The sequence below is a fragment of the Agromyces molybdatiresistens genome (genome assembly GCF_052748445.2).
The window spans coordinates 1,382,190-1,404,243 of sequence record NZ_CM188258.1 but is presented as its reverse complement, the minus strand read 5'-3'; the positions used below and the strand labels follow the sequence as shown (position 1 = coordinate 1,404,243).

The window sequence follows — 22,054 nt, the reverse complement described above, 5'->3', positions numbered from 1 at the left end:
ATGGCGCTCACCGGTCGATTCAGCGTGCTCGTCGCCCTCGGCGTCGTGCCCGTGGTGGTGCTCGGCGCCGACGCGGGCGCGGCCTGGGCGACCCTCGTGGGCTGGCTCCTCGTCGCGACGGGGCTCGGGGCGATCGACCTCTCGCTCGCGGCGTCGCCGCGCCGGGTCGCGATCGATCGCGAGCTCCCGCCCCGGCTTCGCCTCGGAGAGACCGCGCGGTCCGAGGTGGTCGTGCGCAACCTCGGGCGCCGGATGCTGCGCGCCGAGGTGCGCGACGGATGGCCCCCGTCCGCCGGCGTGCACGGCCGGAATCGTGCACGGGTCGACGTCCCCGCCGGCGAGGGACGCCGGGTGACGCAGGCCCTCACGCCGACCCGCCGCGGCGACCGCCTCACCGCGGCGGTGACCGTCCGGTCGCACGGACCGCTCGGGCTGTGGGCGCGGCAGGCGACGCTGGCCGCTCCGGGTCGACTCCGCGTCCTGCCGCCCTTCCACTCGCGGGCGCACCTGCCGTCGCGGCTCACCCGACTGCGCGAGCTCGACGGCCGCACGCCGATCCTCGTCCGCGGGCAGGGCACCGAGTTCGACTCGCTCCGCGAATACGTGCGCGGCGACGACGTGCGCTCGATCGACTGGCGCGCGACGGCCCGCCGCTCCGACCCGGAGTCGCCGGGGTCGGCGAAGCTCATGGTCCGGACCTGGCGGCCCGAGCGGGATCGGCGCATCGTCATCGTCGTCGACACCTCCCGCACCGCGGCCGCACGGATCGGCGACGAGCCGCGCCTCGACACCGCCTACGAGGCGGCACTGCTCCTCGCCGCGCTCGCCTCGCACGCCGGCGACCGCGTCGACCTGCTGCTGTGGGACCGTCGCCTGCGGGGGCGCGTGCACGGTGCGAGCGGCGCCGAGCTCCTGGCCCGGATGGTCGACACGATGGCGACCGTCGACGCCGAGCTCATCGAGGCCGACTGGGCGGGCGTGCCCGCGCAGGTCCGCGGCGTCACGAGCCGCCGCGCGCTCGTCGTCCTCCTCACCGCCGCCGACTCCCCGGGCAGCGCCCGCGGTCTCCTGTCGGTGCTGCCGCAGTTGACCGCGCGGCACCGCGTGGTCGTGGCCTCCGTCGCCGACCCGACGCTCGAGGCCGACGTGTCGCGCCGCGACGAGCTCGCGGACGTCTATCGCGCGGCGGCCGCGGAACGCACCCGGCTCGACGCGGACCGCGTCGCCGCGGCGGTGAGCCGTCTCGGCGCGACGACGGTCACCGCCGGCCCGGCCGATCTCCCGCCGGCACTCGCCGACCGGTACCTCGAGCTCAAGGCCGCCGGGCAGCTCTGAGCGGATGCCGCACTCCGGGCCGAGACGCGAGCACGCGTCGCCCGCCGCTCAGCCGGCGGTCGCCCGCCGCGCGCCGGCGTCGAACTCGGCGAGGTCGCCCGTCTCGCCCGCGCGCGCCGCACGCCGGCCGAGCACCAGCATCGCGAAGAGCAGCAGCCCGAGTGCGAGCGCGCCGATCCCGATCTTCACGGGCCACGGCCACGGCGCGGGCGTGACGAACCCCTCGATGACGCCCGCGACGAAGAGGAAGAACACGAGCCCGATCGCGACCGAGAACAGTGCGCGGGCGTCCTCCGCGACGGCCGCGCCCCGCGTGCGGGGGCCGGGCGCGACCCAGGCCCAGAAGATCCTGAGGCCGGCCGCGGCCGCCACGAACACGCAGGTCAGCTCGAGCAGCCCGTGCGGGGCGATGTAGAGGAAGAACGTGTCGGCCTCGTCGTATGCGAACATGATCGCCGCCGTCAGGCCGAGGTTCTGGGCGTTCTGCAGGATCACCCACGGAACCCAGACGCCCGTGATGCCGAAGGCCACGCACTGCGCGGCGATCCACGCGTTGTTGGTCCACACCGACCCGGCGAACGACGCCGCCGGGTTCTCGGAGTAGTACGCGACGAAGCCCTCTTCAGCGATCTGCCGCAGCTCCTCCTCGCTGCCGAGGTTCGCGAGAACGCGCGGGTCGGCGAGCACCCACGCCGCGTAGAGCGCCGACACGACGACGGTCGCGACCGCGACCGCGAGCGTCAGCCAGCGGATGCGGTGGAGCGCCGCCGGCAGGCCGACGAGTGCGAAGTGCGAGAGCTGGCGCAGCGGGTTCTCTGCGACGCCCGTGAACCGCAGCCGGGCTCGCGACAGGCTCAGCGACAGCCGCTCTCCGAGCGCCGTGGAGCCGGCCGTCGCCTGCACGAGCGAGAGGTCGGCTGCGGCGGACTGGTACCGCTCGATGAGCTCGTCGGCCTCGGCGCCCGTCGGGCGGGACCTGCGCGAGAGCGCGTCGAGTCGCTCCCAGTCGTCGTGGCGGGCGGTCGCGAGGGCGTCGAGGTCCATCTGCTTGAATACTAGCCATGCCCGCCGACGCCGCCCCCGCGCGGACCGCGACCGTCATCGACGACGAGGCCGTGCTCACCGGTGAGGCGGTCGCCCTCGACCTCAGGCCGGCGAGCGCCGTCATGCGCGCCGGCGGCGCCGCGATCGACGTGATCCTCACGATCGTCCTGGGCCTGCTCGTCCTCCTCGCGATCTCCGGGCTCGAGCTCGACGAGGCGGCGTTCCGCGCCGTCGGCATCGCGCTGCTGGTCTCGCTGCTCGTGGCCCTCCCGACCGCCGTCGAGACGGCCTCCCGCGGTCGATCGCTCGGCAAGCTCGCGATGGGCATCCGCGTGGTCCGCGACGACGGCGGGTCGATCGGCTTCCGGCATGCGCTCATCCGCGCGCTCACCGGCGTGCTCGAGATCTGGCTCACGTTCGGCGGGCTCGCGGTCCTCGTCGGCTTCCTGAACCCCGACTCCAAGCGCCTCGGCGACCTCCTCGCCGGGACGCACGGACAGGTCGAGCGCGTGCGCGCCTACGCCCCGGCGGCGTTCGTCGTCCCCGAGCCGCTCGTCGCCTGGGCGGTCGTCGCCGACGTCGGCCGGCTGCCCGACCCGCTCGCGAGGCGCGTCGCCGCGTTCCTGCGCAACGCCGCGCAGCTCGCACCGGAGAGCCGGATCCGCGTCGGCGCATCGCTCGCCGCCGAGGTCGCACCGTACGTCTCGCCGGTCCCGCAGGTCGAACCGGAGATGTTCCTCGCCGGGGTCGCGGCCCTGCGGCGCGAGCGCGACCTCGCCGCCCTCGCCCTCGTCGACGAGCGCATGCGCGCACTCGAGCCGGTGCTCGACTCGCGGCCCAACGGGTTCCCCGAACGCTGAGACGGCGCACCGAGCTGCGCCCCGAGACGACGGATGCCGCAGGCACGACGTGCGCCCGCGGCATCCGACCCACCGGGTTCAGTACCGGTAGTGGTCGACCTTGTACGGACCTTCGACGGGCACGCCGATGTAGGCGGCCTGCTCGGGCGTGAGCACCGTGAGCTCCACGCCGAGCGCATCGAGATGGAGACGCGCGACCTTCTCGTCGAGGTGCTTCGGCAGCACGTAGACGCCGACGGGGTACGCGTCGGGGCGGGTCCAGAGTTCGAGCTGCGCGAGCACCTGGTTGGCGAACGAGTTCGACATCACGAACGACGGGTGGCCGGTCGCGTTGCCGAGGTTCATCAGCCGCCCCTCGGAGAGCACGAGGATGCTGCACCCGGTCGGCAGGCGCCACTCGTGCACCTGCGGCTTGATCTCGACCCTCTCGGCGCCCTCGAGCGACTCGAGCGCGGCCATGTCGATCTCGTTGTCGAAGTGGCCGACGTTCGCGACCACGGCCAGGTGCTTCAGGCCGAGCAGGTGCTCGAGTCGCACGACGTCCTTGTTGCCGGTGCCCGTGACGAGGATGTCGACCTGGTCGACGACCGACTCGAGCCGGGCGACCTGATAGCCGTCCATCGCGGCCTGCAGCGCGTTGATCGGGTCGATCTCGGAGACGATGACGCGGGCACCCTGGCCGCGGAGCGCCTCGGCCGCGCCCTTGCCCACGTCGCCGTAACCCGCGACGAACGCGACCTTGCCGCCCATGAGCACGTCGGTCGCGCGATTGAGCCCGTCGGGCAGCGAGTGGCGGATGCCGTACTTGTTGTCGAACTTCGACTTCGTGACCGAGTCGTTGACGTTGATCGCGGGGAACAGCAGCTCCCCCGCGGCGTGCAGCTCGTAGAGGCGGTGCACGCCGGTCGTGGTCTCCTCGGTCACGCCCTGCAGCTCGGCGGCGATGCGCGTCCAGCGGTCGGGGCTCGCCTGGATCGAGCGGCGGAGCGTGTCGAGCACGACGCGGTACTCGGGCGTCGCGTCGCGGGCCGTCGCCGGCACCGACCCGGCCGCCTCGAACTCGCGCCCGCGGTGCACGAGCAGCGTCGCGTCGCCGCCGTCGTCGAGGATCATGTTCGGGCCGATCCAGTCGGCGCCCGCGGCGGCCGCCTCGGCCGACCAGTCGAAGATGCGGTCGGTGCACCACCAGTACTCCTCGAGCGTCTCGCCCTTCCAGGCGAAGACGGGCACGCCCTTCGGCTCGTCGACCGTGCCGTCGGGGCCGACGACGACGGCGGCAGCCGCCTCGTCCTGCGTGGAGAAGATGTTGCAGCTCGCCCAGCGCACGTCGGCGCCGAGCGCCGTGAGCGTCTCGATGAGCACGGCCGTCTGGACGGTCATGTGCAGGCTGCCCGCGATGCGGGCGCCCGCGAGCGGCTTCGACTCGCCGTACTCGGCGCGGAGTGCCATCAGCCCCGGCATCTCGTTCTCCGCGAGGCGGAGCTGGTGCCGGCCCGCCTCGGCGAGCGAGAGGTCGGCGACCTTGAAGGGCAGTGCGGATGTCGCGGTGGGCGTGACGAGGGTCATGGCGTCCATTCTCGCAGGCCCCCGAGCCGCGCCGCTCAGGCGCGGATGAGGGCGAGCACCTCGTCGCGGATCGCCGTCATCGTCGCGACGTCCTCGCCCTCGACGTTGAGCCGCAGAAGCGGCTCGGTGTTCGAGGGGCGCACGTTGAACCACCAGAACGGCTCGTCCTCCGCGGTGATGCCCGTCGCGGTCAGCCCGTCGAGCTCGTCGAACTCGACCCGGCCCGTGAACGCCTCGACGATGCGGGTGTACGCCGCCGGCACGTCGGCGACGGTCGAGTTGATCTCGCCCGACAGCGCGTACGGCGTGAAGCGGTCCGCGAGCGTCGACAGCGGCTCGGGCTGCGAGCCGAACTCGGCGAGCAGGTGCATCGCGGCGAGCATGCCGTTGTCGGCGCCCCAGAAGTCGCGGAAGTAGTAGTGCGCCGAGTGCTCGCCGCCGAAGACCGCGCCGGTCTCCTTCATGCGGTCCTTGATGAGCGAGTGGCCGACGCGCGTGCGCACGGGGACGGCGCCGACGGCCTCGATCGTCTCGGGCACGAAGCGCGAGGTGATGAGGTTGTGGATGACGGTCGGCTCGGCCTCGCCGAGCGCGCGCACCCGCATGATCTCGCGGAGGGCCACGATCGCGGCGACGGCCGACGGGTCGACGGCCTCGCCGCGCTCGTCGACCACGAAGCAGCGGTCGGCGTCGCCGTCGAACGCGAGCCCGAGGTCGGCGCCGTGCTCTCGCACTGCGCGCTGCAGGTCGACGAGGTTGGCCGGGTCGAGCGGGTTGGCCTCGTGGTTCGGGAAGGTGCCGTCGAGCTCGAAGTACAGCGGCACGATCTCGAGCGGCAGCGCCGGGAGCCCGGCGGCCTCGCCGAGCACGGCGGGGACGGTGAGGCCCCCCATGCCGTTGCCGGCGTCGACGACGACCTTCAGGGGCCGGATGCCGCCGAGCTCGACGAGCGTGCGGAGGTGGCGCGCGTAGTCGGCGAGCACATCGGCGTGCTCGACCCGGCCGGGCTGCGGCACGCTCGCGATGCCGCGCTCGAGGTGGGCGGCGGCGCGGTCGCGGATGGCGGCGAGCCCCGTGTCGAGCGAGATGCCCTGCGCGCCGGCGCGGGAGAACTTGATGCCGTTGTACGCGGCCGGATTGTGGCTCGCGGTGAACATGGCCGCCGGCGCGTCGAGCGACCCCGACGCGAAGTAGCTCTCGTCGGTCGAGCAGAGCCCGATGGCGACGACGTCGGCGCCGCGCGCCGCGGCCCCGCGGCCGAACGCCTCGGCGAATCCCGGGGACGAGTCGCGCATGTCGTGGCCGACGACCACCCGGTCGCCCGCCGCGCCGACCTCGTCGACGAACGCGGCGCCGAGCGCCTCGACGACCTCGGCCGTGAGCGCGTCGCCGACGATGCCGCGGACGTCGTAGGCCTTCACGATCGTTTCGAGGCGCGCGCGAGCGCCCGGGTTCGCGGGGGGATTCATGCGGTGAACCCTACCTCACCGAGGGTCACGTGCCGGATGATCTGCCACCCGCGCGGAGCGGACGTGCGGTCGGCGTGCCGGGCGCACAGGTCGTACGAGTGCGGCTCGCGCGTGAACGACAGCGGCCCGAGCACGGCCAGCGAGTCGGCGTAGTCGTACGTCAGGGTCGCGACCGCCTCGGCGGTGCATGCGGTGCGCGAACAACGTCTCATGGCGACCCCAGCGTAGCGATCCGACCGGCCGCTACGATGGAGGTCATGCCCCGTTCCCGTCGTGTCGCCGCGACATCGGCCTCGCCGAGGCGCCTCCCGCGCGACCGCCACGGCCGCGGCATGCGCTCGCCCGTGACCGGCCCGCACCTCCCGCCGCTGCGCACCCGGATCGACGAGTTCGACGTCACGCTCGCCTCGACGGCGGCGTACCTGCGCGGACTCTGGCCCGAACTCGAGGGCGTCTCGTTCCAGGTCGCCGATGCGCCGGCCGAGGCGATCCACGACGACCACGTCGACCGCTGGCGGGTGTACCACGACGAGCGCCGGATCGTCTTCTTCCGCCTGCCGATCGTGCGGTTCCTGCGCACGCAGGAGGGCGAGGAGAAGGACGAGAAGCTGCTCGTCGAGAGCTGCGTCTTCCGGGCGGTGGCCGACTTCCTGGGACGGGACCCGTGGGAGCTCGCACCGGGACGCTACCGCCACCTCTGATCCGCACGAACCCGCCGGGTCGGCGGGACGGCGACGAGGCGGGTGCCGCGTCGGCCCCGCCTACTGGGGGAAGACGCGAACCGGGCTGGCCAGCGGCCCCGGCGGCGCGATCGGCATCGCCGCGATCCGCTCGTCGCCGCCGAAGGTCACCGCGCCGTGGAGCCCCTCGACGCCGTCGAGGATCACGCGATCGCCGGCCTGCACCGCGACGGATGCCGCGCCGCCGGCGGGTACGGTGACGGAGCGCTCCTCCCCATCCGCGGTGACGGTCGCGGTGACGTCCGCCTCTTCGGGATTCGCCAGTCGCAGGGTCGCGCCGGGTCCGTCGGGGATCGCGACCGCGGCGCGCTCGAGCAGCGCGCCCGTCGCCACCGACCAGGCGAGGTCGGCGAGGATCGGGTCGTCGCCCTCGGTGAGGACGGTCGACCGGGCCGACGCGACGATCGGCGCATCGGCGTCGACGACGAGGGTGTAGGCGCCGGGGTCCAGCGTGCCGAGCGGCAGGTCGGGGACCTGCCCGGGCGCCAGCGTGACCTCGACCTCCGAGACGACCGTGCCGGCGTCGTCGCGGATCTCGACGACGGCGGCCGCCTCCGCGGCATCCGGAGCGTAGAGGCGCAGGGCCGGGAAGTCGTCTCCCTCGGCGTGGTCGTCATCGGGCGCGACGCCGCCTTCGCCGGAGACGACGACGCCGGGCACGACCTGCCGGGTCGCGGGCGCGGCGGCCGGGGTCGAGAGTTCCACGCCCGCGGGATCGAGCCCCAGCACGACCGAGTGCTGCAGCGCGGCGGCGATCGGCGCACCGGTGCTGGTGACGTGGACGACGGGTGCCCGCACGTTCGGGGCGAGCCCGGCGAGCGACACGATCCGCTGGCTCGCCGGCGGGACGACGATGCCGAGCCCGGACGGCGCCTCGACCGTACCGGTCTCGCCGACCACGCGCACGTCCACCGTGGAGGAGACCTCGCCGGGGTTGGAGAGCAGGACGAGGCCCGACCGCCCCACGTCGGTCGCACCCGCGACGAGCCACGAGTCCGCCGACGGCTCGACGCACGCGGCCGCGGCGAGCCCGCGGAGCGATTCGGAGTCGGCCTCCTGCGACTGCGCGCCCGCGAGCATGCCGGCGAGGACCGTGCCGGGTTCGGCCGAGATCGCCGTCGGGCCGCCGTTCGCGCCCGCCGCGGCGTCGTCGGGCGCATCGATCATCACCTGGTCGATGGCCGCGTCCTGGGGATCGGATGCGATCGCGAGGTCGGCGGAGCCGACGGACCTCGCAGCGGCGGCCGACGACGAATCGTCGGCGAGGGAGAGCAGCGGGCCGGGGCACACCTGGAGCTGGCGGCTCTCCGCGGGCTGCACGTCCGTCGACGGCGGTTCGGCGACGAACTCGGGCAGGGGCAGGGCGGATGCCGCGAACACCGCGCCGGCCGCGAGGCCGCCGACGGCCAGGACCGCCGCGCCCAGTGCGACTCCCCGGATCACCTCACGCGTCCTCGGCACGTCGGTCCCCTTCGCTCTCATCGGCGGGCTGCGCGGGAGCGGCGACCCGCGCGGGTGCCGGCTCCTCGGCCGGTCGCTCGTCGGTCGGACGCTCGTCGGTCGGACGCTCGTCGGTCGGGGCCGCCTCGGTCGGACCTCCGTCGGGCACTGCCTCGTCGGTCGCCGGGCGGCCGGTCGCGAGCTCGCCGGTGGGCGAGGCGTCGGCCATCGGCTCGCCCGTGCCCGCTCGGGCATCCGCCGGCGCATCCGGCCGACGCCCGTCGCCGCGCCGTCGACGCCGCACCGAGGGCGGCCTGCGGTCGGGCTCGCGCCCGCCGCCCGTCGGGATGGAGAGGAGCAGCGCCGCGCCGATGACGACCAGCTGCCCCGCCACGACCCATCCGGCCACCGGGCCCGCATCGGGGATGCGTGCACCGGGCGCATCGGCCTCTGCGCCGACGAAGCGCCAGATCGCGCCGAAGTCCGTCTCGCCGATCGCGACGACCTGCGGGTTCCCGTCGAGCGCGGCACGTGCGCGCTGCTCGACCGCCACCGCGGCGCTGTCATCGGGGTCGGCCGGGCCGAGGAGCACGAACGAGAGCCCGAACTCCTCGACCGCGGCGGTCGCGTCGTAGCCGCTTCGCGCGGCGAGGTTGCCGGCGAGGGTCGCGATCGCCTCGGTGGTCTCGGTGAGCTCGCGCTGCGTCGACGCGAGGGTGGACTGCTGGTCGAGCGTCGTGCCCGTCCCGCGCTCGACGGTGGCGCGGATGCCGCCGTCCGCACTCGGACGCATCCGGAGCGTGCCGACCCGCGGGTCGGAGGCGGCCTCGGCCTCGACGAACGCCGGCAGGGTGCGCTCGGGCGCCGGCCCGACGGTCGTCTGTCCGAGTGCGAGGGCGATCACCGTCGGACCGACGGCGGTCACGGCGAGGAGGACGACCACCGTCGCGGCCGTCGCGGCGCCGCGGCGCACGGTGCTCAGCGTGAGCACCGCCGCGGCCAGCAGTCCGAGCCACATGAGGCTGATGCCGGAACCGGCCCACACCGGCACCGTGCGCTCCCCCGCGAACGCGACGTGGAGGAGCGTCGCGCCGACCGCCGTCGCGAAGCCGACCGCGGCGAGCGCCAGCGCGAGCAGGCCCCCGCGCAGGCGAGGCGAGGCGACGACCGCGATCGCCGCGAGCGCGAGCGGCGCGAGCAGCACGGCGAGCACGACGGGCGGCGGCACGAACTCGGCGACGAGCCCGCCGAGCACCTCCTCCCAGCGCCCCCACGTGCCCGAGGCCTGGCCGAGGGCGACCTGGAGGGCGACCGGCTCGGCGCCCGGCTGGGGCACGCCGGGGTCGGCGAGGAGCGAGAGCTGCGCCCCCCGGTCGACCTGCTGCACCACGAGCGGCAGGGCGAGGGCGAGCGCGGGCAGCGGGATGCCCGCGAGCCGCACGGCGGCGCGCCCGCTGAGCGGAAGGGCGACGAGCCAGGCCAGCACGAGTGCCGGTGCGAGCACCGGCGCGCAGGCGATGATCGCCGCGAAGACGAGCGACGCGGCCGCCGCGGCCGCCCATGAGGTCGCCGCCGCGAACATCAGCACGGCGAGCCAGGGCAGCAGCACGTGCACGAGCACCGCGGCCGGCCGCCCCGCGGCGAGCGCATCGAGGAGCGGAGGCGCGACGGCCCAGGCGAGCCCGCCGAGGACTCGGAGCGATGCGCGATCGGTCAGCCGGGATGCCGCGAACCATCCGCCGAGTCCCGACAGCGGGATGGCGAGGATCCAGAGCCCGAGGAGCGCGGCCGACGGGTTCCAGAACGCCGCACTGCCGAGCCCGGCGAGGACGCCCGCGAACGGGTCCGCCGCGCCGGCGAACCCACCGCCCACGTCGCGCCAGCCCGCAGCGGCATTCCGCCAGAGCGTCGCCACGTCCTCGGAGAGCGGGAGCAGCCCGCCCCCGGAGATCCCGCCGGACGCCACGAGCGGTGCGAACACGATGACCGCGAGCGCGGAGGTCGCGAGCAGCACCCATCCGCCGCCGGTCTGCAGGAACTGCAGGTCGTCGACACGGCCGCGGGCACGCTGGCGGCGCGCCTCAGCGGCCAGCTGTCGTCGCACGCGCACCTCGTCGGTCCGGATACGGAGTGGAGCGAGCGCGGACCACTTGACGGTCTTCACCCGCGCGATCGCGCGTCGCGACCGGATGACCCGCTGCGGGGTGACCATGACCCCGATCGCGGCGGCGAACTCGCCGGGGATCGCTCCCGGGGTCTTCATGAGGAGGTGCCGGAGCGAGCGGAGCACGGCGAGCGGCAGCAGCGCGAGCCAGTGCAGGGGCGCGATCACCGCGTGGGCGTCGACGAGGCGACGGTGCAGCCACGCGCTCCGCGCGTCGCGGGCGCGGCGTCGCGCAGCGCGGCCGCCGGGCTCGGAGCCGGGGCCCGCGACACCGGAATCGGCGAACCGGAGCACGGCGGAGGGCACCGCGATCACGCGGTGACCGGCGAGCCTGGCACGCATGCCGAGGTCGAGCCCGTCGTCGACGACGGGCAGCGCCGGGTCGAACCCGCCCAGGTGACGCCACACGGCGTGCCGGACGAGCATGCCGACGGGATCCGCTCCGAGCACGTCGGAGAGGTCGTCGTGCTGCCCCTGGTCGAGCTCGCCGCCGACGATCGGCATGCTGCGACCACCGCGGGTCACCGAGCGGCCGAATCGGACGATCCGTCGGGGATCGTCCCACTCGACGAGCTTCGGGGCGGCGATCGCCGCCGTGCGCGCGTTCTCGAGGCCGGCGACGAGCGATTCCAGCGCGGTCGGGTCCGGTGCGGCATCCTCGCTCAGGAGCCAGATGGCGTCGCGTTCGTCCGTCGGCTCGGGGAGCGTCCGCTCGACCGTGGCCACCGCCTCGCCGAACGGCAGCGGCGCGCCGAGCGAGACGACGTGCGCGGGTCGCAACGCCTCGACCAGGCGCCGGGTGGCGTCGTCGGACTCCATGAGGACGACGGCGAGGTCGTCGGGCCGACGCGTCTGCGACTGCAGCGCGTCCAGCGTGGTGCGGAGCCGGTCGCCGCCGTGCTGCACGACGAGGACGGCGGTGACTCTGGGGAACATCGGGGACAGCCTAGGCGGCCGCTCCCGCGCCATCCGTCATCGCAGCGGGCGTGCCGTCAGCGCGAACCCCCGCGCTCGCGGCACGCCCGCGATCGGATCCCTCAGCCGGCCTGGCGACGGAGCTTGCGGCGCTCGCGCTCCGACAGCCCGCCCCAGATGCCGAACCGTTCGTCGTTCGACAGCGCGTACTCGAGGCATTCGGACCGGACCTCGCAGCCCGTGCAGATCCGTTTCGCGTCGCGCGTGGAACCGCCCTTCTCCGGGAAGAACGCCTCCGGATCGGTCTGCGCGCACAGCGCGTCGCTCTGCCACGCCAATTGGTTGTCGTCGTCTGCGACCCCGCGAACCCCCGGCACGCCGAGCCGCACAGGGTCGACGAACCAATCCTCAGGTACCCCAGAACGATATTCAGGCTTGCCCATATCGTCTCCCACCCAGTTGTACCGACATCCCCGAGGGGTGTGTCTCACCAATTACATCGGTGTAATTCGGTGGAGTCAAGTCGCAGACGGAGAACCCTCAATACCTCCTCGAGGCTTCGCGGCGCCCGCGACACGCTGGGCGCGTGTCCGAGTCGTGATCGCGGTCAGCCGACGGATGCCGCGCGGCGGGCGGACCACGCGCTGGCGACCATCTCGCCGAGGCTGTGCCGCATGCGCCAGTCGAGGTCGCGCGCGGCCAGTTCGCCCGAGGCGACGATCCGCGCCGGGTCGCCGGCGCGGCGAGGCCCGATGTCGGGCGAGAAGTCGATGCCCGTCACGCGGGCGACCTCGCGCATGATCTCGCCGACCGAGACGCCGTCGCCGGATCCGAGGTTGTACACGGGCTCGATCGGCTCGCCGTCGTCGAGGCGGCGCGCTGCCGCCACGTGCGCCTCGGCGAGGTCGGCCACGTGGATGTAGTCGCGCACGCACGTGCCGTCGGGCGTCGGGTAGTCGTCGCCGTTGACGCGGGGCGTCCGGCCGTCGATCAACGCGTCGAAGACGAGCGGGAAGAGGTTGTGGGGGCTCGGGTCGAAGACCTCGTCGGTGCCGGAGCCCACCACGTTGAAGTACCGGAGCGACGTGTGCCGCAGCTCGGTCGCCCGGGCCTGGTCGGCGAGCAACCACTCGCCGATCAGCTTGGACTCGCCGTAGGGCGACTCGGGACGCTTGGCCGTCTCCTCGGTCACGAGGTCGACGTCGGGCGTGCCGTAGACGGCCGCGCTCGAGGAGAACACGATCCGGTGGACCCCGCTCGCCTCCATCGCGCCGAGGAGCCGCGCGGTGCCGGTCACGTTCTGCTCGTAGGCGTGCAGGGGGCGCTGCACCGAGACGCCGGCGTACTTGAAGCCGGCGAGGTGGACGACGCCGCGCACGCCGTGCGCCTGCATCGTGTCCTCCAGGAGCGCGCCGTCGAGGATCGAGCCGTGCACGAACGGCGAGCCCTCCGGCACGAACGTCCTCCGTCCAGAGGAGAGGTCGTCGACGACGACCGTGTCGATGCCCCGGGCCCGGAACGCGCGCACCACGTGCGCTCCGATGTAGCCCGCTCCCCCGGTGACCAGCCAGCTCATGTCCCGCCTTCCGCCGCCGGAGCCTCCGGCGTCGTGACGATGCTAGCGGTCGGGTCAGGCGCGGCGGAGCGGGGCCCGGTCGACGTGACGCACGCGGTCGCGGATCTCCGGGCGGCCGTAGCCGTCCGAGTCGAGGCGGAGCAGCGTCGCGACGACGCCCCACACGGCGAGGCCGGCGAAGATCAGCAGCACGATGATGTCCATGGCAGGAATTCTGCGCCTTGCAAGATCCTGCCGACAGTGGCAGACTCGCCAGTGATCGACACATTCCTGCCAGTCTGGGCGACCGCGACCCGCCGTGCCCCGCTGGTCCAGAGGAGGATCCGTGCTCCACTCCATCGCCTGCATCGCCGTCCCGCAGATGGCGCCCTTCGAGTTCGGGGTCATCTGCGAGGTGTTCGGCATCGACCGGTCCGAGCAGGGCGGCCCGACCTTCGACTTCCACGTCGTCGCCGCCGAACCCGGGCCGATCCCGACGAAGCTCGGGTTCGACGTCGTGGTGCACGAGGGCCTCGCCGCGGCCGAGACCGCCGACCTCGTCGCCGTCCCCGCGTCGCTCATCGACGAGCCCGCGCACCCCGAGGTGCTCCGTGTCATCCGCGACGCCGTCGACCGCGGCGCCTGGGTCCTGAGCGTCTGCTCCGGCGCCTTCACGCTCGGCCGCGCGGGTGTGCTCGACGGCCGGCGCGCGACCACGCACTGGATGTACACCGACCGCATGGCCGAGATGTTCCCCGACACCGAGGTCGACCCCGACGTGCTCTTCGTGCAGGACGGCAGGGTCGTCACCGGCGCCGGCACCGCGGCCGGCATCGACGCCGCGCTGCACATCGTGCGCACCGAGCTCGGCGCGAGCGCGGCGAACATCGTCGCCCGCCGCATGGTCGTCCCGCCGCAGCGCGACGGCGGGCAGTCGCAGTTCATCCAGACCCCCGTGGTCGACGCGCGGAGCGACTCGTTCGCACTCGTCACCGAGTGGATGCTGGAGCACCTCGACGAGGACCTCACGGTCGACCGCCTCGCCCGGAAGGCGCTCATGTCGCCCCGGACCTTCGCGCGGAAGTTCCGCGCCGAGACCGGCACGACCCCGAACGCGTGGCTCAACCGCCAGCGGCTGCTCCGGGCGCAGCAGCTGCTGGAGGAGACCGACTTCACGCTCGAGGAGATCGCCCGCGAGACGGGCTTCGGCGCCGCGGCCGTGATGCGCCACCACTTCGTGAAGACGCTGCAGACGACGCCGACGCAGTACCGCCGGGTCTTCGGGCCGCGGCAGGCGGGCTGACGGCGAGCGGATGCCGCGGCATCCGCCCGCACCATCGACGCCCGGGATGGGGCGAGCGCTCAGCGCCCGCCGCTCAGGCCTCCGATGCCGGAACCGTCGCGACCCACGCGATGCCGTCGCCGGCGAACGCGAGTGACGCCTCGTCGGGCGAGACGAAGGCGGCCTCGCCGCGCGCGATGGCGATCGAGCCGTGGGCGCCGGCGACCTCGACCCCGTCGCCCTCGGCGAGCACGATCGCCGGCCCCGCGAGCGCGACGCGCGCCGCGGCATCCGCCCCCTCGACGCGGAAGAGCGTGAAGTCGGGCACGCTCGGACGGTACTCGAGCACGCCGGGAGCCGCTTCGATCGGCGGGAGCAGCGGCGGCTCGATGGGCGTGAAGTCGAGCACCTCGAGCAGCTCGGGGACGTCGATGTGCTTCGGCGTCAGCCCGCCGCGCAGCACGTTGTCACTCGCGGTCATGAGCTCGATGCCGAGCCCGGCGAGGTAGGCGTGGATGTTGCCGGCGTCGAGGAAGAGCGCCTCGCCCCGGCGGAGGTCGACCCGGTTGAGGAGCAGCGAGATCACGATGCCCGGGTCGCCGGGGTACTCCTCGGCGAGGTCGAGCACGGTCCGGAACGACGCCGCGTACGGCGAGCCGAGTGCCTGCTCGCTCGCGGCGAGGGCGACCACGCGTTCGATGAGCCACGCCGCCTCGCCGCTGTCCCCTCCGCGGCCGTCGAGGAGGAGCCAGGCGACCGTCTCGCGCAGCGCATCGGGCCCCTCGAGCCGAGAGGCCAGCAGGTCGATGGCGCCGGGCTGCGGCTCGGGGGACGCGGCATCCGCTGCTCTGAGCGCCTCGACGACGCCGGCGACCTCGTCGAGCGGCCGGAAGCCGGAGAGCGCCTCGAAGCGCTCGCTGACCGCGACGATGAGCTCGGGCTTGGCGAACGGGTCCTTGTAGTTGCGGTCGAAGGCGTCGATCGGCACGCCCTCGGCCTCCTCGCGGCCGTAGCCGACCCGGGCCTGGTCGGGCGTCGGGTGCGCCTGCAACGAGAGCGGGCGCGCGGCGGCGAGCACCTTGAGGAGGAACGGGAGGCGGGCGCCCTCGCGGGCGTGACCGTGGCCGAGGGCGAGCGTCGGATTGGCCGCGATGAGCTCGGCGAGGTCGGCCGCGCCCGCGGCATCCGGCTGCACGACCTCGGCGGGCGAGCCCGCGTGCGCGCCGAGCCAGAGCTCGGCCTCGGGCGATCCCGTCGGCTGCACCCCTCGGAACTCGGCGATCGCGGTGTGGGAACCCCACGCATAGTCTCTGGGCGTGTTGCGGATCGCGACAAACATGCGGAGCGGGGTCCTTTCACCGTTTGGCCCCAAACTACCAAGCGCTGCGTGCGACCCGGGCCGGCTGCCTAGGCTCGGCCCGTCCGCCGGGGAACCCGCGGCGGACGTGTCCACGAACAAGGAGCAGTCATGTCCTTCGAGCCGCTCGCGAGCGACTTCTACTCGTACGCGTCCCTGCTGACCGACCGCGAGCGCGAGTCGCTCACGGCTCTCCGCACCTGGCTCGAGCGCGACGTCCGCCCCATCGTCAACGGCCACTGGGAGCGCGCCGAGTTCCCGATGGAGGTGGTCAAGCCCCTCGCGGAGCACGATGTGCTCTCGTTCGCCTGGGACGAGGCGAAGCCGTTCGAGAACTCGGCCGTGTTCCGCGGATTCGTCGCGCTCGAGCTCGCGCGCGTCGACGCCTCGGTCGGCACGTTCGTCGGCGTGCAGAACGGCCTCGCCACGGGCTCGATCTCGATCGCGGGTTCCGAGGAGCAGCGCCGCGAGTGGATCCCTCGGCTCGCCTCGGGCGAGGTCATCGGCGCGTTCGGCCTGACCGAGCCGCTCTCGGGCTCCGACTCCGCGCGAGGCCTCCGCACCACCGCCCGCCGAGACGGCGACGAGTGGGTGCTGAACGGCGAGAAGCGCTGGATCGGCAATGCGACGTTCTCGGACATCACGATCATCTGGGCGAAGGACGAGGCCGACGGCCAGGTCAAGGGCTTCATCGTGCCCACCTCGACGCCCGGCTACGCCGCGACCAGGATCGAGGGCAAGATCAGCCTCCGGATGGTGCAGAACGCCGACATCACGCTCACCGACGTGCGCGTGCCCGAGTCGCTCCGCCTGCAGAACGCGGACTCGTTCCGCGCCACCGCCGCGGTGCTCCGCCAGACCCGTGCCGAGGTCGCCTGGGCGGCCGTCGGGACCGCGATCGGCGCCTACGAGGCCGCGGTCCGCTACGCCACGAAGCGCGAGCAGTTCGGCAAGCCCATCGCCTCGCACCAGTTGATCCAGGACCTGCTCGTCAAGTGCCTCGGCAACATCACCGCCTCGCTCGGCATGGTCGTCCGCGTCTCGCAGATGCTCGACGCCGGCGAGCAGCGCGACGAGCACTCGGCGCTCGCCAAGGCGTTCGCGACCACCGCGATGCGCGAGACCGTCGCCTGGGCCCGCGAGGCCTGCGGCGGCAACGGCATCGTGCTCGACTACGACGTCGCGCGGTTCTTCGCCGACGCCGAGGCGCTCTACTCCTACGAGGGCACGCGCGAGATGAACACCCTGATCGTCGGCCGGGCGATCACGGGCGAAGCGGCGTTCGTCTGAGCGACGACCGGTGACGGATGGCGCGGCGCCGGCGGGCACGGCGGCACCCGATCCGCGCCGCCCCACCGCGCTACCCTTGTGCCCATGACCCACGGACGACGGCAGATGCTCGAGAGCGCGTTCGCCACGTTCGTGTTCTTCACCGCCTTCGCCGGCCAGTTCTGGCGCAACCTGCTCGGCTGGTGGGGCTTCGGCGCGGTCGTCGCCGTCGTGCTGATCGGTTCGATCTGGCTGTGGGCGTCGAGGCGACCAGCGCTGAGCTGGCGGAGGACGCCGAAGTCGACGCTGTTCTTCCTCGGCATCGCGACGCTCTCGCTCGCCTGGTCGCACTATCCCGGCGGCACGGCCCTCGGGCTCGCGATCCTCTTCGTCACCACGATCGCCGCGCTCTCGCTCACCCTCTCGCTCGGCTGGCACGGCGTGCTCCGCGCCGTCGGCAGCGCCCTCAAGTGGGTGCTCGCGCTGTCGCTCGTGTTCGAGTCGTGGGTCGCGGTCGTCGTGCGCGAGCCGCTGCTGCCGAACTTCCCCGACTTCGACGCCTCGGCCGATGACCTGCCCATGGCCTTCTTCTGGTCGCGGGCCATGCTGTTCGACGGCGGCCCCATCGAGGGCATCGTCGGCAACCGCAACCTCCTCGGCATGGCGGCGCTGATCGCGGCGATCCTGTTCGCGGCCCTGCTCGCGAGCGGCGGCATGCGCCGCGCCCAGGGCATCGGGTGGCTGGTCGTGAGCGGGGTCGTCCTGCTGCTCACGCGCTCGTCCACCGTCGTGCTCGTGGGCGCGCTGGTGCTGGCGGCGTTCGGCTTCGCCATGTGGGCGCGTCGGATCGGCCCGGACCGGCGGCGCATCGTCTACGCCTCGGCTGCGGCCGCGCTCGCGGCATCCGTCGCCCTGCTGGCCGTCCTGTGGACCACGCTGCTCGACCTGCTCGGCAAGAGCGAGGATCTCACCGGCCGACTCGACATCTGGGAAGCCGTGATCGGCCTCGCAGCCGAGCGCCCGCTGCTCGGCTGGGGGTACATCGGCTACTGGCAGCCCTGGGTCGAGCCGTTCGACGGCCTCGCCGTCCGGAACGGGGTCGAGTACCTCCAGGCGCACAACGCCTGGCTGGACGTCTGGATGCAGCTCGGTTTCGTCGGAGTCCTCGCCTTCGCCTCGATCGGGATCGGCGCGCTCTGGCGGTCCTGGTTCCTGGCCGTCGACCAGCCGAGGGACGACCGCGGTCACCCGGTCGGGTTCTCCGCGGTCGCGCTCATCCCGCTGCTCGTCCTCGTCGCCCTGATCGGGCAGTCCCTGGCCGAGAGCCGATTGCTCATCGAATCGGGCTGGATGCTGCTCATCGCCATCGCGTGGGGCACGAAGCGCCGGCAGTGGTCACCGGAGCCGCTCCCCGCCATGACGCCGACCCGTTCGCCGAGCCGCCGGTCGCGCCCGGAGGTGCCCCGGTGAGGTCCGCCCTTCGCGAGTTCGCCGGTTCGGCGCGCTTCGCGCAGGCGGTCACGCTCATGTCCGTCGGACTGGCGTTCTCGACGCACGCGGTGCGCGCCCTGGTCGGCTGGCCAGGGCTCATCGCCGCCATCGCCACGCTCATCGTGCTCGCCGGCTTCTCGCTCGTCGCGCGCTGGCGGGCCGTCGAGTGGTACGGCATCCTCCCGCTCACCATCCTGGTCTTCGTCGGGTGGTGCGGCGCCTCGGTGATCTGGAGCGACACGCCCGGCCTCACGGTGCTGGGCGTCGGCTACCTGGTCGCGTTCGGCGTGCTCGGCGTGTACGTCGCGCTGATGCGCGACACGATCCAGATCGTGCGCGCCTTCGGCGACGTGCTGCGGGTGCTGCTCGGCGTCTCCCTCGCCCTCGAGGTGCTCTCCGGCATCCTCATCGACCTGCCGATCGCCTTCCTCGGCATCCAGGGCAACCTCGCCGGACTGGGCCCGCTCCAGGGCATGTTCGGATCCCGGAACATGCTCGGGTTCGTCGCGCTCATCGCGCTCATCACCTTCATCATCGAGTGGCGCACTCGGAGCGTGCGCCCGGGGCGGGCGATCGCCTCGGTCGTGCTCGCGAGCGCGCTGCTCCTGCTCTCCGGCTCCCCCACGACGCTCGTCGCCCTCGGCGTGACGCTCGTCGCGCTCGCTGCCCTGTTCGGCCTCCGCCGGGTCCCAGCGGAGACGAGGTGGCGCTGGCAGCTCGCGCTGCTGGTCGCGGTGGTCGCCATGATCGTCGTCGGCTGGATCACGCGCATCAGGATCATCGAGCTGCTCGATGCGCGCGGCGAGTTCGACGTGCGCCTCGACGTGTGGCGCGAGGTCTCCCGCTACCTCGCCGTGAACCCGCTGCAGGGCTGGGGCTGGGTCGGGCGGTGGCCGGAGGCCGCGCCCTACGTCTGGGTCGAACGCGGCGTGGGACGCGACCACTCGTCGGCGCTCAGCGCGTACATCGACGCGTACTTCCAGGTCGGCGTGATCGGAGCACTGCTCTTCGCGGGCCTCGTGGGCGTCGCGCTCGTACGGGCGTGGCTGCTCGCCTCGTCGCGGCGCAGCGTCGTCTACCTGTGGCCGGCGCTCGCGCTCGTCGCCGTCGCCGTCACGAGCTTCGCCGAGACCTTCGCGCTCGTCGAGGGCGGGTGGATGCTGCTCGTCGTCTGCGCGGTCAAGGCGGCGAGGGACATGAGCTGGCGGGACGCGCTCGTCGGAGCGGCGTCGCCGAGCCTCGCCTGAGCGGCGGGCGGCGCGGCCGGAGGCCGGAACGCGGGCATCGGCCGCTCGCAGTGCGAGTCGTGATCAGACCGGCTGGACGAGGTCGCGAAGCACGTCCTGCGCGCCGAGTCCGTAGCGCGTGTACCGGCCCGTCCGCCATTCGCGCAGGACCGGCCCGATCCTCCGCACGCGCGAGGCGGGCAGTGCGTCGCGCGCCGTCTCGTGCGCGAGCTTGTCGGCGGTGACCGTCGCGACGAACTCGGGAGCGACGACGCGGGCACGTCCGGCGATTCCCGGCAGCCGCTCCGCGAGCGCGGAGGCCCGGGCGAGGAGCCGGGTGTTGCGCTCCGAGCGTGGCGCGCGGAGACGGTCGATGCGTCCGCTCCAGCCGAGCGCCGTCACGCCGATCTGGTTCGCGCCGTGCTGCCGGTAGCCGATGAGGCGCTCGGGCAGGACGCCGATCCCGCCGGAGACCGAGGCGACGATCGCCAGCCATTCGTCGTGGACCCAACTCGACGGGAACGGCGCCGCGAGGTCGACCAGCTCGCGACGGAGCATCACGGTGGCGCCCGTCACGAGGTTCCGGCGGAGCAGTTCGTCGAACGCCCCCGGCCCGTCGACCGCGGTCCGCCCCGACTCGTCGATCCCGAGCGTGGCGAACAGGGACTCGGGCATCGGCGCGCCGCCGGCGTCCACGAGATCGGCGTCGCTCGCCACCAGGCGCAGCCCCGGTCGTTTCCGGAAGGCCTCGAGCGCGACCGCGATCCGGTCGGGGCGCCACACGTCGTCCTGGTCGGCGAGCGCCACGACGTCACCGGTCGCCGCGCGCAGCGCGTGCTCGAAGTTGCCGGTGACCCCCAGCGGGCGGGCGTTGCGGAGCACCGTCAGCTCGACCGAGCCGCCCGAGTCGCGGAACTCCTCCACCGTTCGCTCGACGATCCCGACCGTGTCGTCGGTCGACGCGTCGTCGCTCACGACGATCTCGTCCACCGGCCGCGACTGGCCGAGGATGGTACGGATCTGCTCCCCGACGAATCGGGCGCCGTTGTGCGTTCCGATCGCCACCGACACCCGGACCGGTCGCGACGACGCCCCGGACGCGGCATCCGCCCTGCTGCTCATTCCCTGCGGAGCCCGACCTTGAGGACGCCGAGGAACATGCCCGCCATGATGGTCTGCGAACCGAGCATCATGAAGAGCGCCGCGAGCACCGCGGTGCGCACCGTGGGACCGGGGTCGAGCGGGCCGAAGCCGGATGCCGCCCACGAGGCGAACTGCCAGATCGCGATGCCGAGGCCGACGAGGAACAGCGCGAGCCCGGCGAGCGCGCCGCTCTCGAGGCTGATCCGCCGCTCGAGCCGGTCGAAGTTGCGCGATCTCGGGATGCGGAAGCCCTCGTGCTGCGCGTAGATCTTCGTGAGGATCGCGAACAGCACCGACTGGTACCCGACGACCGTGAGCGCGGCGAGGTACACCTGGCTCGACTGGTCGAAGCCGACGTCGCCGAAGACGACCGGGCCGAAGGTGAGCGCGAGCGTGCCGAGGAGTCCGAGGAAGAACGCGACCGCGCCGGGGATCAGGAAGAGCCAGCGCGGGCTGAAGATGAGGAGGAACCGGAGGTGCCGCCATCCGTCCCGCCAGCTCCGGAGGTGCGGCGGCCTGCTGCGGCCGTCCTTGTCGAGCGTCGTGGGCACCTCGGTCACCCGGAGCCCGCCGAGGGTCGACTTCACGACGACCTCGCTCGCGAACTCCATGCCCGTCGTCTGGAGGTGCAGGTCGAGCATCGACTGGCGGTGGAATCCGCGCAGCCCGCAGTGGAAGTCGCCGATCGGAGACCGGAAGAGGACGCGGCCGATGAAGGACAGCACCGGATTGCCGAGGTACTTGTGCAAGGGCGGCATCGCGCCCTCCGCGATGCCGCCCCGGAACCGGTTGCCCATGACGAGCTGGTCGCCGGCGCGGAGCCGTTCGACGAACGCGTCGAGGTTCGAGAAGTCGTAGCTGTCGTCGGCGTCGCCCATGATGACGTAGGTTCCGCGGGCGGCCTCGATGCCGCCGAGCAGCGCGCTGCCGTAGCCCTTCGCGGGCACGTCGACGACTCGGGCGCCGTGCGCGCGGGCGATCTCCTGCGACCCGTCGGTGGAGCCGTTGTCGGCGATCACGACCTCACCGGCGACACCGCTGCGCGCCAGGTAGCCGTTCGCCTTGTCGATGCAGGTGGCGAGCGTCTCCGCCTCGTTCAAGCACGGCATCACGATCGAGAGCTCGATCGTGTCGGTCGCAGCGGGCATGTCGCAGTCGGTCCTGTCGTGGTTGAGGGCGAGTTCATCGTACAGAATGA

The 22,054-nt window shown here is 73.3% G+C and carries 19 protein-coding genes; 7 read left to right on the top strand and 12 right to left on the bottom strand.

Going from position 1 to position 22,054, the window contains the following annotated elements:
- Positions 1-1,335, top strand: a complete 1,335-nt coding sequence (locus ACULK2_RS06380) for a DUF58 domain-containing protein (protein WP_445969363.1) — start codon at positions 1-3, stop codon at positions 1,333-1,335.
- A gap of 48 nt (positions 1,336-1,383) precedes the next feature.
- Here the strand turns inward: ACULK2_RS06380 and ACULK2_RS06375 are convergent, their stop codons facing one another.
- Positions 1,384-2,379: a stage II sporulation protein M gene (locus ACULK2_RS06375; protein ID WP_445969364.1), complete on the bottom strand. Its 996-nt coding sequence runs from the start codon at positions 2,377-2,379 to the stop codon at positions 1,384-1,386.
- 17 nt (positions 2,380-2,396) lie between these two features.
- Here ACULK2_RS06375 and ACULK2_RS06370 point away from each other — a divergent pair, with 17 nt between their 5' ends.
- On the top strand, positions 2,397-3,239 hold the full coding sequence (locus ACULK2_RS06370; protein ID WP_445969365.1) for an RDD family protein: 843 nt from the start codon (positions 2,397-2,399) through the stop codon (positions 3,237-3,239).
- A gap of 78 nt (positions 3,240-3,317) precedes the next feature.
- Here ACULK2_RS06370 and ahcY read toward each other — a convergent pair whose 3' ends face one another.
- Genes ahcY through ACULK2_RS06355 form a run of 3 tightly spaced genes read right to left on the bottom strand, consistent with a single transcriptional unit; the run spans position 3,318 to position 6,486 of the window.
- Positions 3,318-4,805 carry an adenosylhomocysteinase gene (gene ahcY, locus ACULK2_RS06365; RefSeq protein ID WP_445969366.1) on the bottom strand — a complete coding sequence of 496 codons (1,488 nt, stop codon included), beginning with the start codon at positions 4,803-4,805 and terminating at the stop codon, positions 3,318-3,320.
- A 35-nt stretch (positions 4,806-4,840) separates the two neighbouring features.
- Entirely contained in the window at positions 4,841-6,274 is a 1,434-nt protein-coding gene (locus ACULK2_RS06360; RefSeq protein ID WP_445969367.1) for a phosphomannomutase/phosphoglucomutase, read from the bottom strand.
- A complete protein-coding gene (locus tag ACULK2_RS06355) occupies positions 6,271-6,486 on the bottom strand; it encodes a DUF3499 family protein (protein ID WP_154345184.1) in 216 nt (71 codons plus the stop codon). The genes ACULK2_RS06360 and ACULK2_RS06355 overlap by 4 nt, the downstream gene beginning before the upstream one ends.
- A gap of 45 nt (positions 6,487-6,531) precedes the next feature.
- Between ACULK2_RS06355 and ACULK2_RS06350 the strand changes: the two genes are divergently transcribed.
- On the top strand, positions 6,532-6,975 hold the full coding sequence (locus tag ACULK2_RS06350; RefSeq protein WP_445969368.1) for a hypothetical protein: 444 nt from the start codon (positions 6,532-6,534) through the stop codon (positions 6,973-6,975).
- Positions 6,976-7,035: 60 nt separating this feature from the next.
- Here the strand turns inward: ACULK2_RS06350 and ACULK2_RS06345 are convergent, their stop codons facing one another.
- The 5 genes from ACULK2_RS06345 to ACULK2_RS06325 all read right to left on the bottom strand — a co-directional run bounded on the left by ACULK2_RS06345 (position 7,036) and on the right by ACULK2_RS06325 (position 13,313).
- A complete protein-coding gene (locus ACULK2_RS06345; protein ID WP_445969369.1) occupies positions 7,036-8,457 on the bottom strand; it encodes a DUF5719 family protein in 1,422 nt (473 codons plus the stop codon).
- A 1-nt stretch (position 8,458) separates the two neighbouring features.
- Positions 8,459-11,554: a glycosyltransferase gene (locus tag ACULK2_RS06340; RefSeq protein WP_445969370.1), complete on the bottom strand. Its 3,096-nt coding sequence runs from the start codon at positions 11,552-11,554 to the stop codon at positions 8,459-8,461.
- Positions 11,555-11,655: 101 nt separating this feature from the next.
- The gene (locus tag ACULK2_RS06335) at positions 11,656-11,976 is read right to left on the bottom strand and encodes a WhiB family transcriptional regulator (RefSeq protein WP_445969371.1); all 321 of its coding nucleotides are present in this window, start codon (positions 11,974-11,976) and stop codon (positions 11,656-11,658) included.
- Positions 11,977-12,140: 164 nt separating this feature from the next.
- Positions 12,141-13,109, bottom strand: coding sequence for a UDP-glucose 4-epimerase GalE (gene galE, locus ACULK2_RS06330; RefSeq protein WP_445969372.1), 969 nt, complete (start codon positions 13,107-13,109; stop codon positions 12,141-12,143).
- Positions 13,110-13,163: 54 nt separating this feature from the next.
- The gene (locus ACULK2_RS06325; protein ID WP_155051933.1) at positions 13,164-13,313 is read right to left on the bottom strand and encodes a hypothetical protein; all 150 of its coding nucleotides are present in this window, start codon (positions 13,311-13,313) and stop codon (positions 13,164-13,166) included.
- 121 nt (positions 13,314-13,434) lie between these two features.
- Between ACULK2_RS06325 and ACULK2_RS06320 the strand changes: the two genes are divergently transcribed.
- Positions 13,435-14,391 carry a GlxA family transcriptional regulator gene (locus tag ACULK2_RS06320; RefSeq protein ID WP_445969373.1) on the top strand — a complete coding sequence of 319 codons (957 nt, stop codon included), beginning with the start codon at positions 13,435-13,437 and terminating at the stop codon, positions 14,389-14,391.
- A gap of 73 nt (positions 14,392-14,464) precedes the next feature.
- Here the strand turns inward: ACULK2_RS06320 and manA are convergent, their stop codons facing one another.
- A complete protein-coding gene (gene manA / locus ACULK2_RS06315) occupies positions 14,465-15,709 on the bottom strand; it encodes a mannose-6-phosphate isomerase, class I (protein WP_445969374.1) in 1,245 nt (414 codons plus the stop codon).
- Positions 15,710-15,838: 129 nt separating this feature from the next.
- Here manA and ACULK2_RS06310 point away from each other — a divergent pair, with 129 nt between their 5' ends.
- The 3 genes from ACULK2_RS06310 to ACULK2_RS06300 all read left to right on the top strand — a co-directional run bounded on the left by ACULK2_RS06310 (position 15,839) and on the right by ACULK2_RS06300 (position 19,734).
- Entirely contained in the window at positions 15,839-17,017 is a 1,179-nt protein-coding gene (locus tag ACULK2_RS06310; protein WP_445969375.1) for an acyl-CoA dehydrogenase family protein, read from the top strand.
- Between the two features lie 84 nt (positions 17,018-17,101).
- Positions 17,102-18,466, top strand: coding sequence for an O-antigen ligase family protein (locus tag ACULK2_RS06305; protein WP_445969376.1), 1,365 nt, complete (start codon positions 17,102-17,104; stop codon positions 18,464-18,466).
- Positions 18,463-19,734, top strand: a complete 1,272-nt coding sequence (locus tag ACULK2_RS06300; protein WP_445969377.1) for an O-antigen ligase family protein — start codon at positions 18,463-18,465, stop codon at positions 19,732-19,734. Before ACULK2_RS06305 ends, ACULK2_RS06300 begins: the two co-directional genes overlap by 4 nt.
- Positions 19,735-19,797: 63 nt before the next feature.
- On the opposite strand, the gene ACULK2_RS06295 is transcribed toward ACULK2_RS06300, so the two are convergent.
- Both ACULK2_RS06295 and ACULK2_RS06290 read right to left on the bottom strand, forming a co-directional pair.
- Positions 19,798-20,835: a glycosyltransferase family 2 protein gene (locus ACULK2_RS06295; RefSeq protein ID WP_445969378.1), complete on the bottom strand. Its 1,038-nt coding sequence runs from the start codon at positions 20,833-20,835 to the stop codon at positions 19,798-19,800.
- The gene (locus ACULK2_RS06290) at positions 20,832-22,004 is read right to left on the bottom strand and encodes a glycosyltransferase family 2 protein (RefSeq protein ID WP_445969379.1); all 1,173 of its coding nucleotides are present in this window, start codon (positions 22,002-22,004) and stop codon (positions 20,832-20,834) included. The genes ACULK2_RS06295 and ACULK2_RS06290 overlap by 4 nt, the downstream gene beginning before the upstream one ends.
- Between the last annotated feature and the right edge of the window lie 50 nt (positions 22,005-22,054).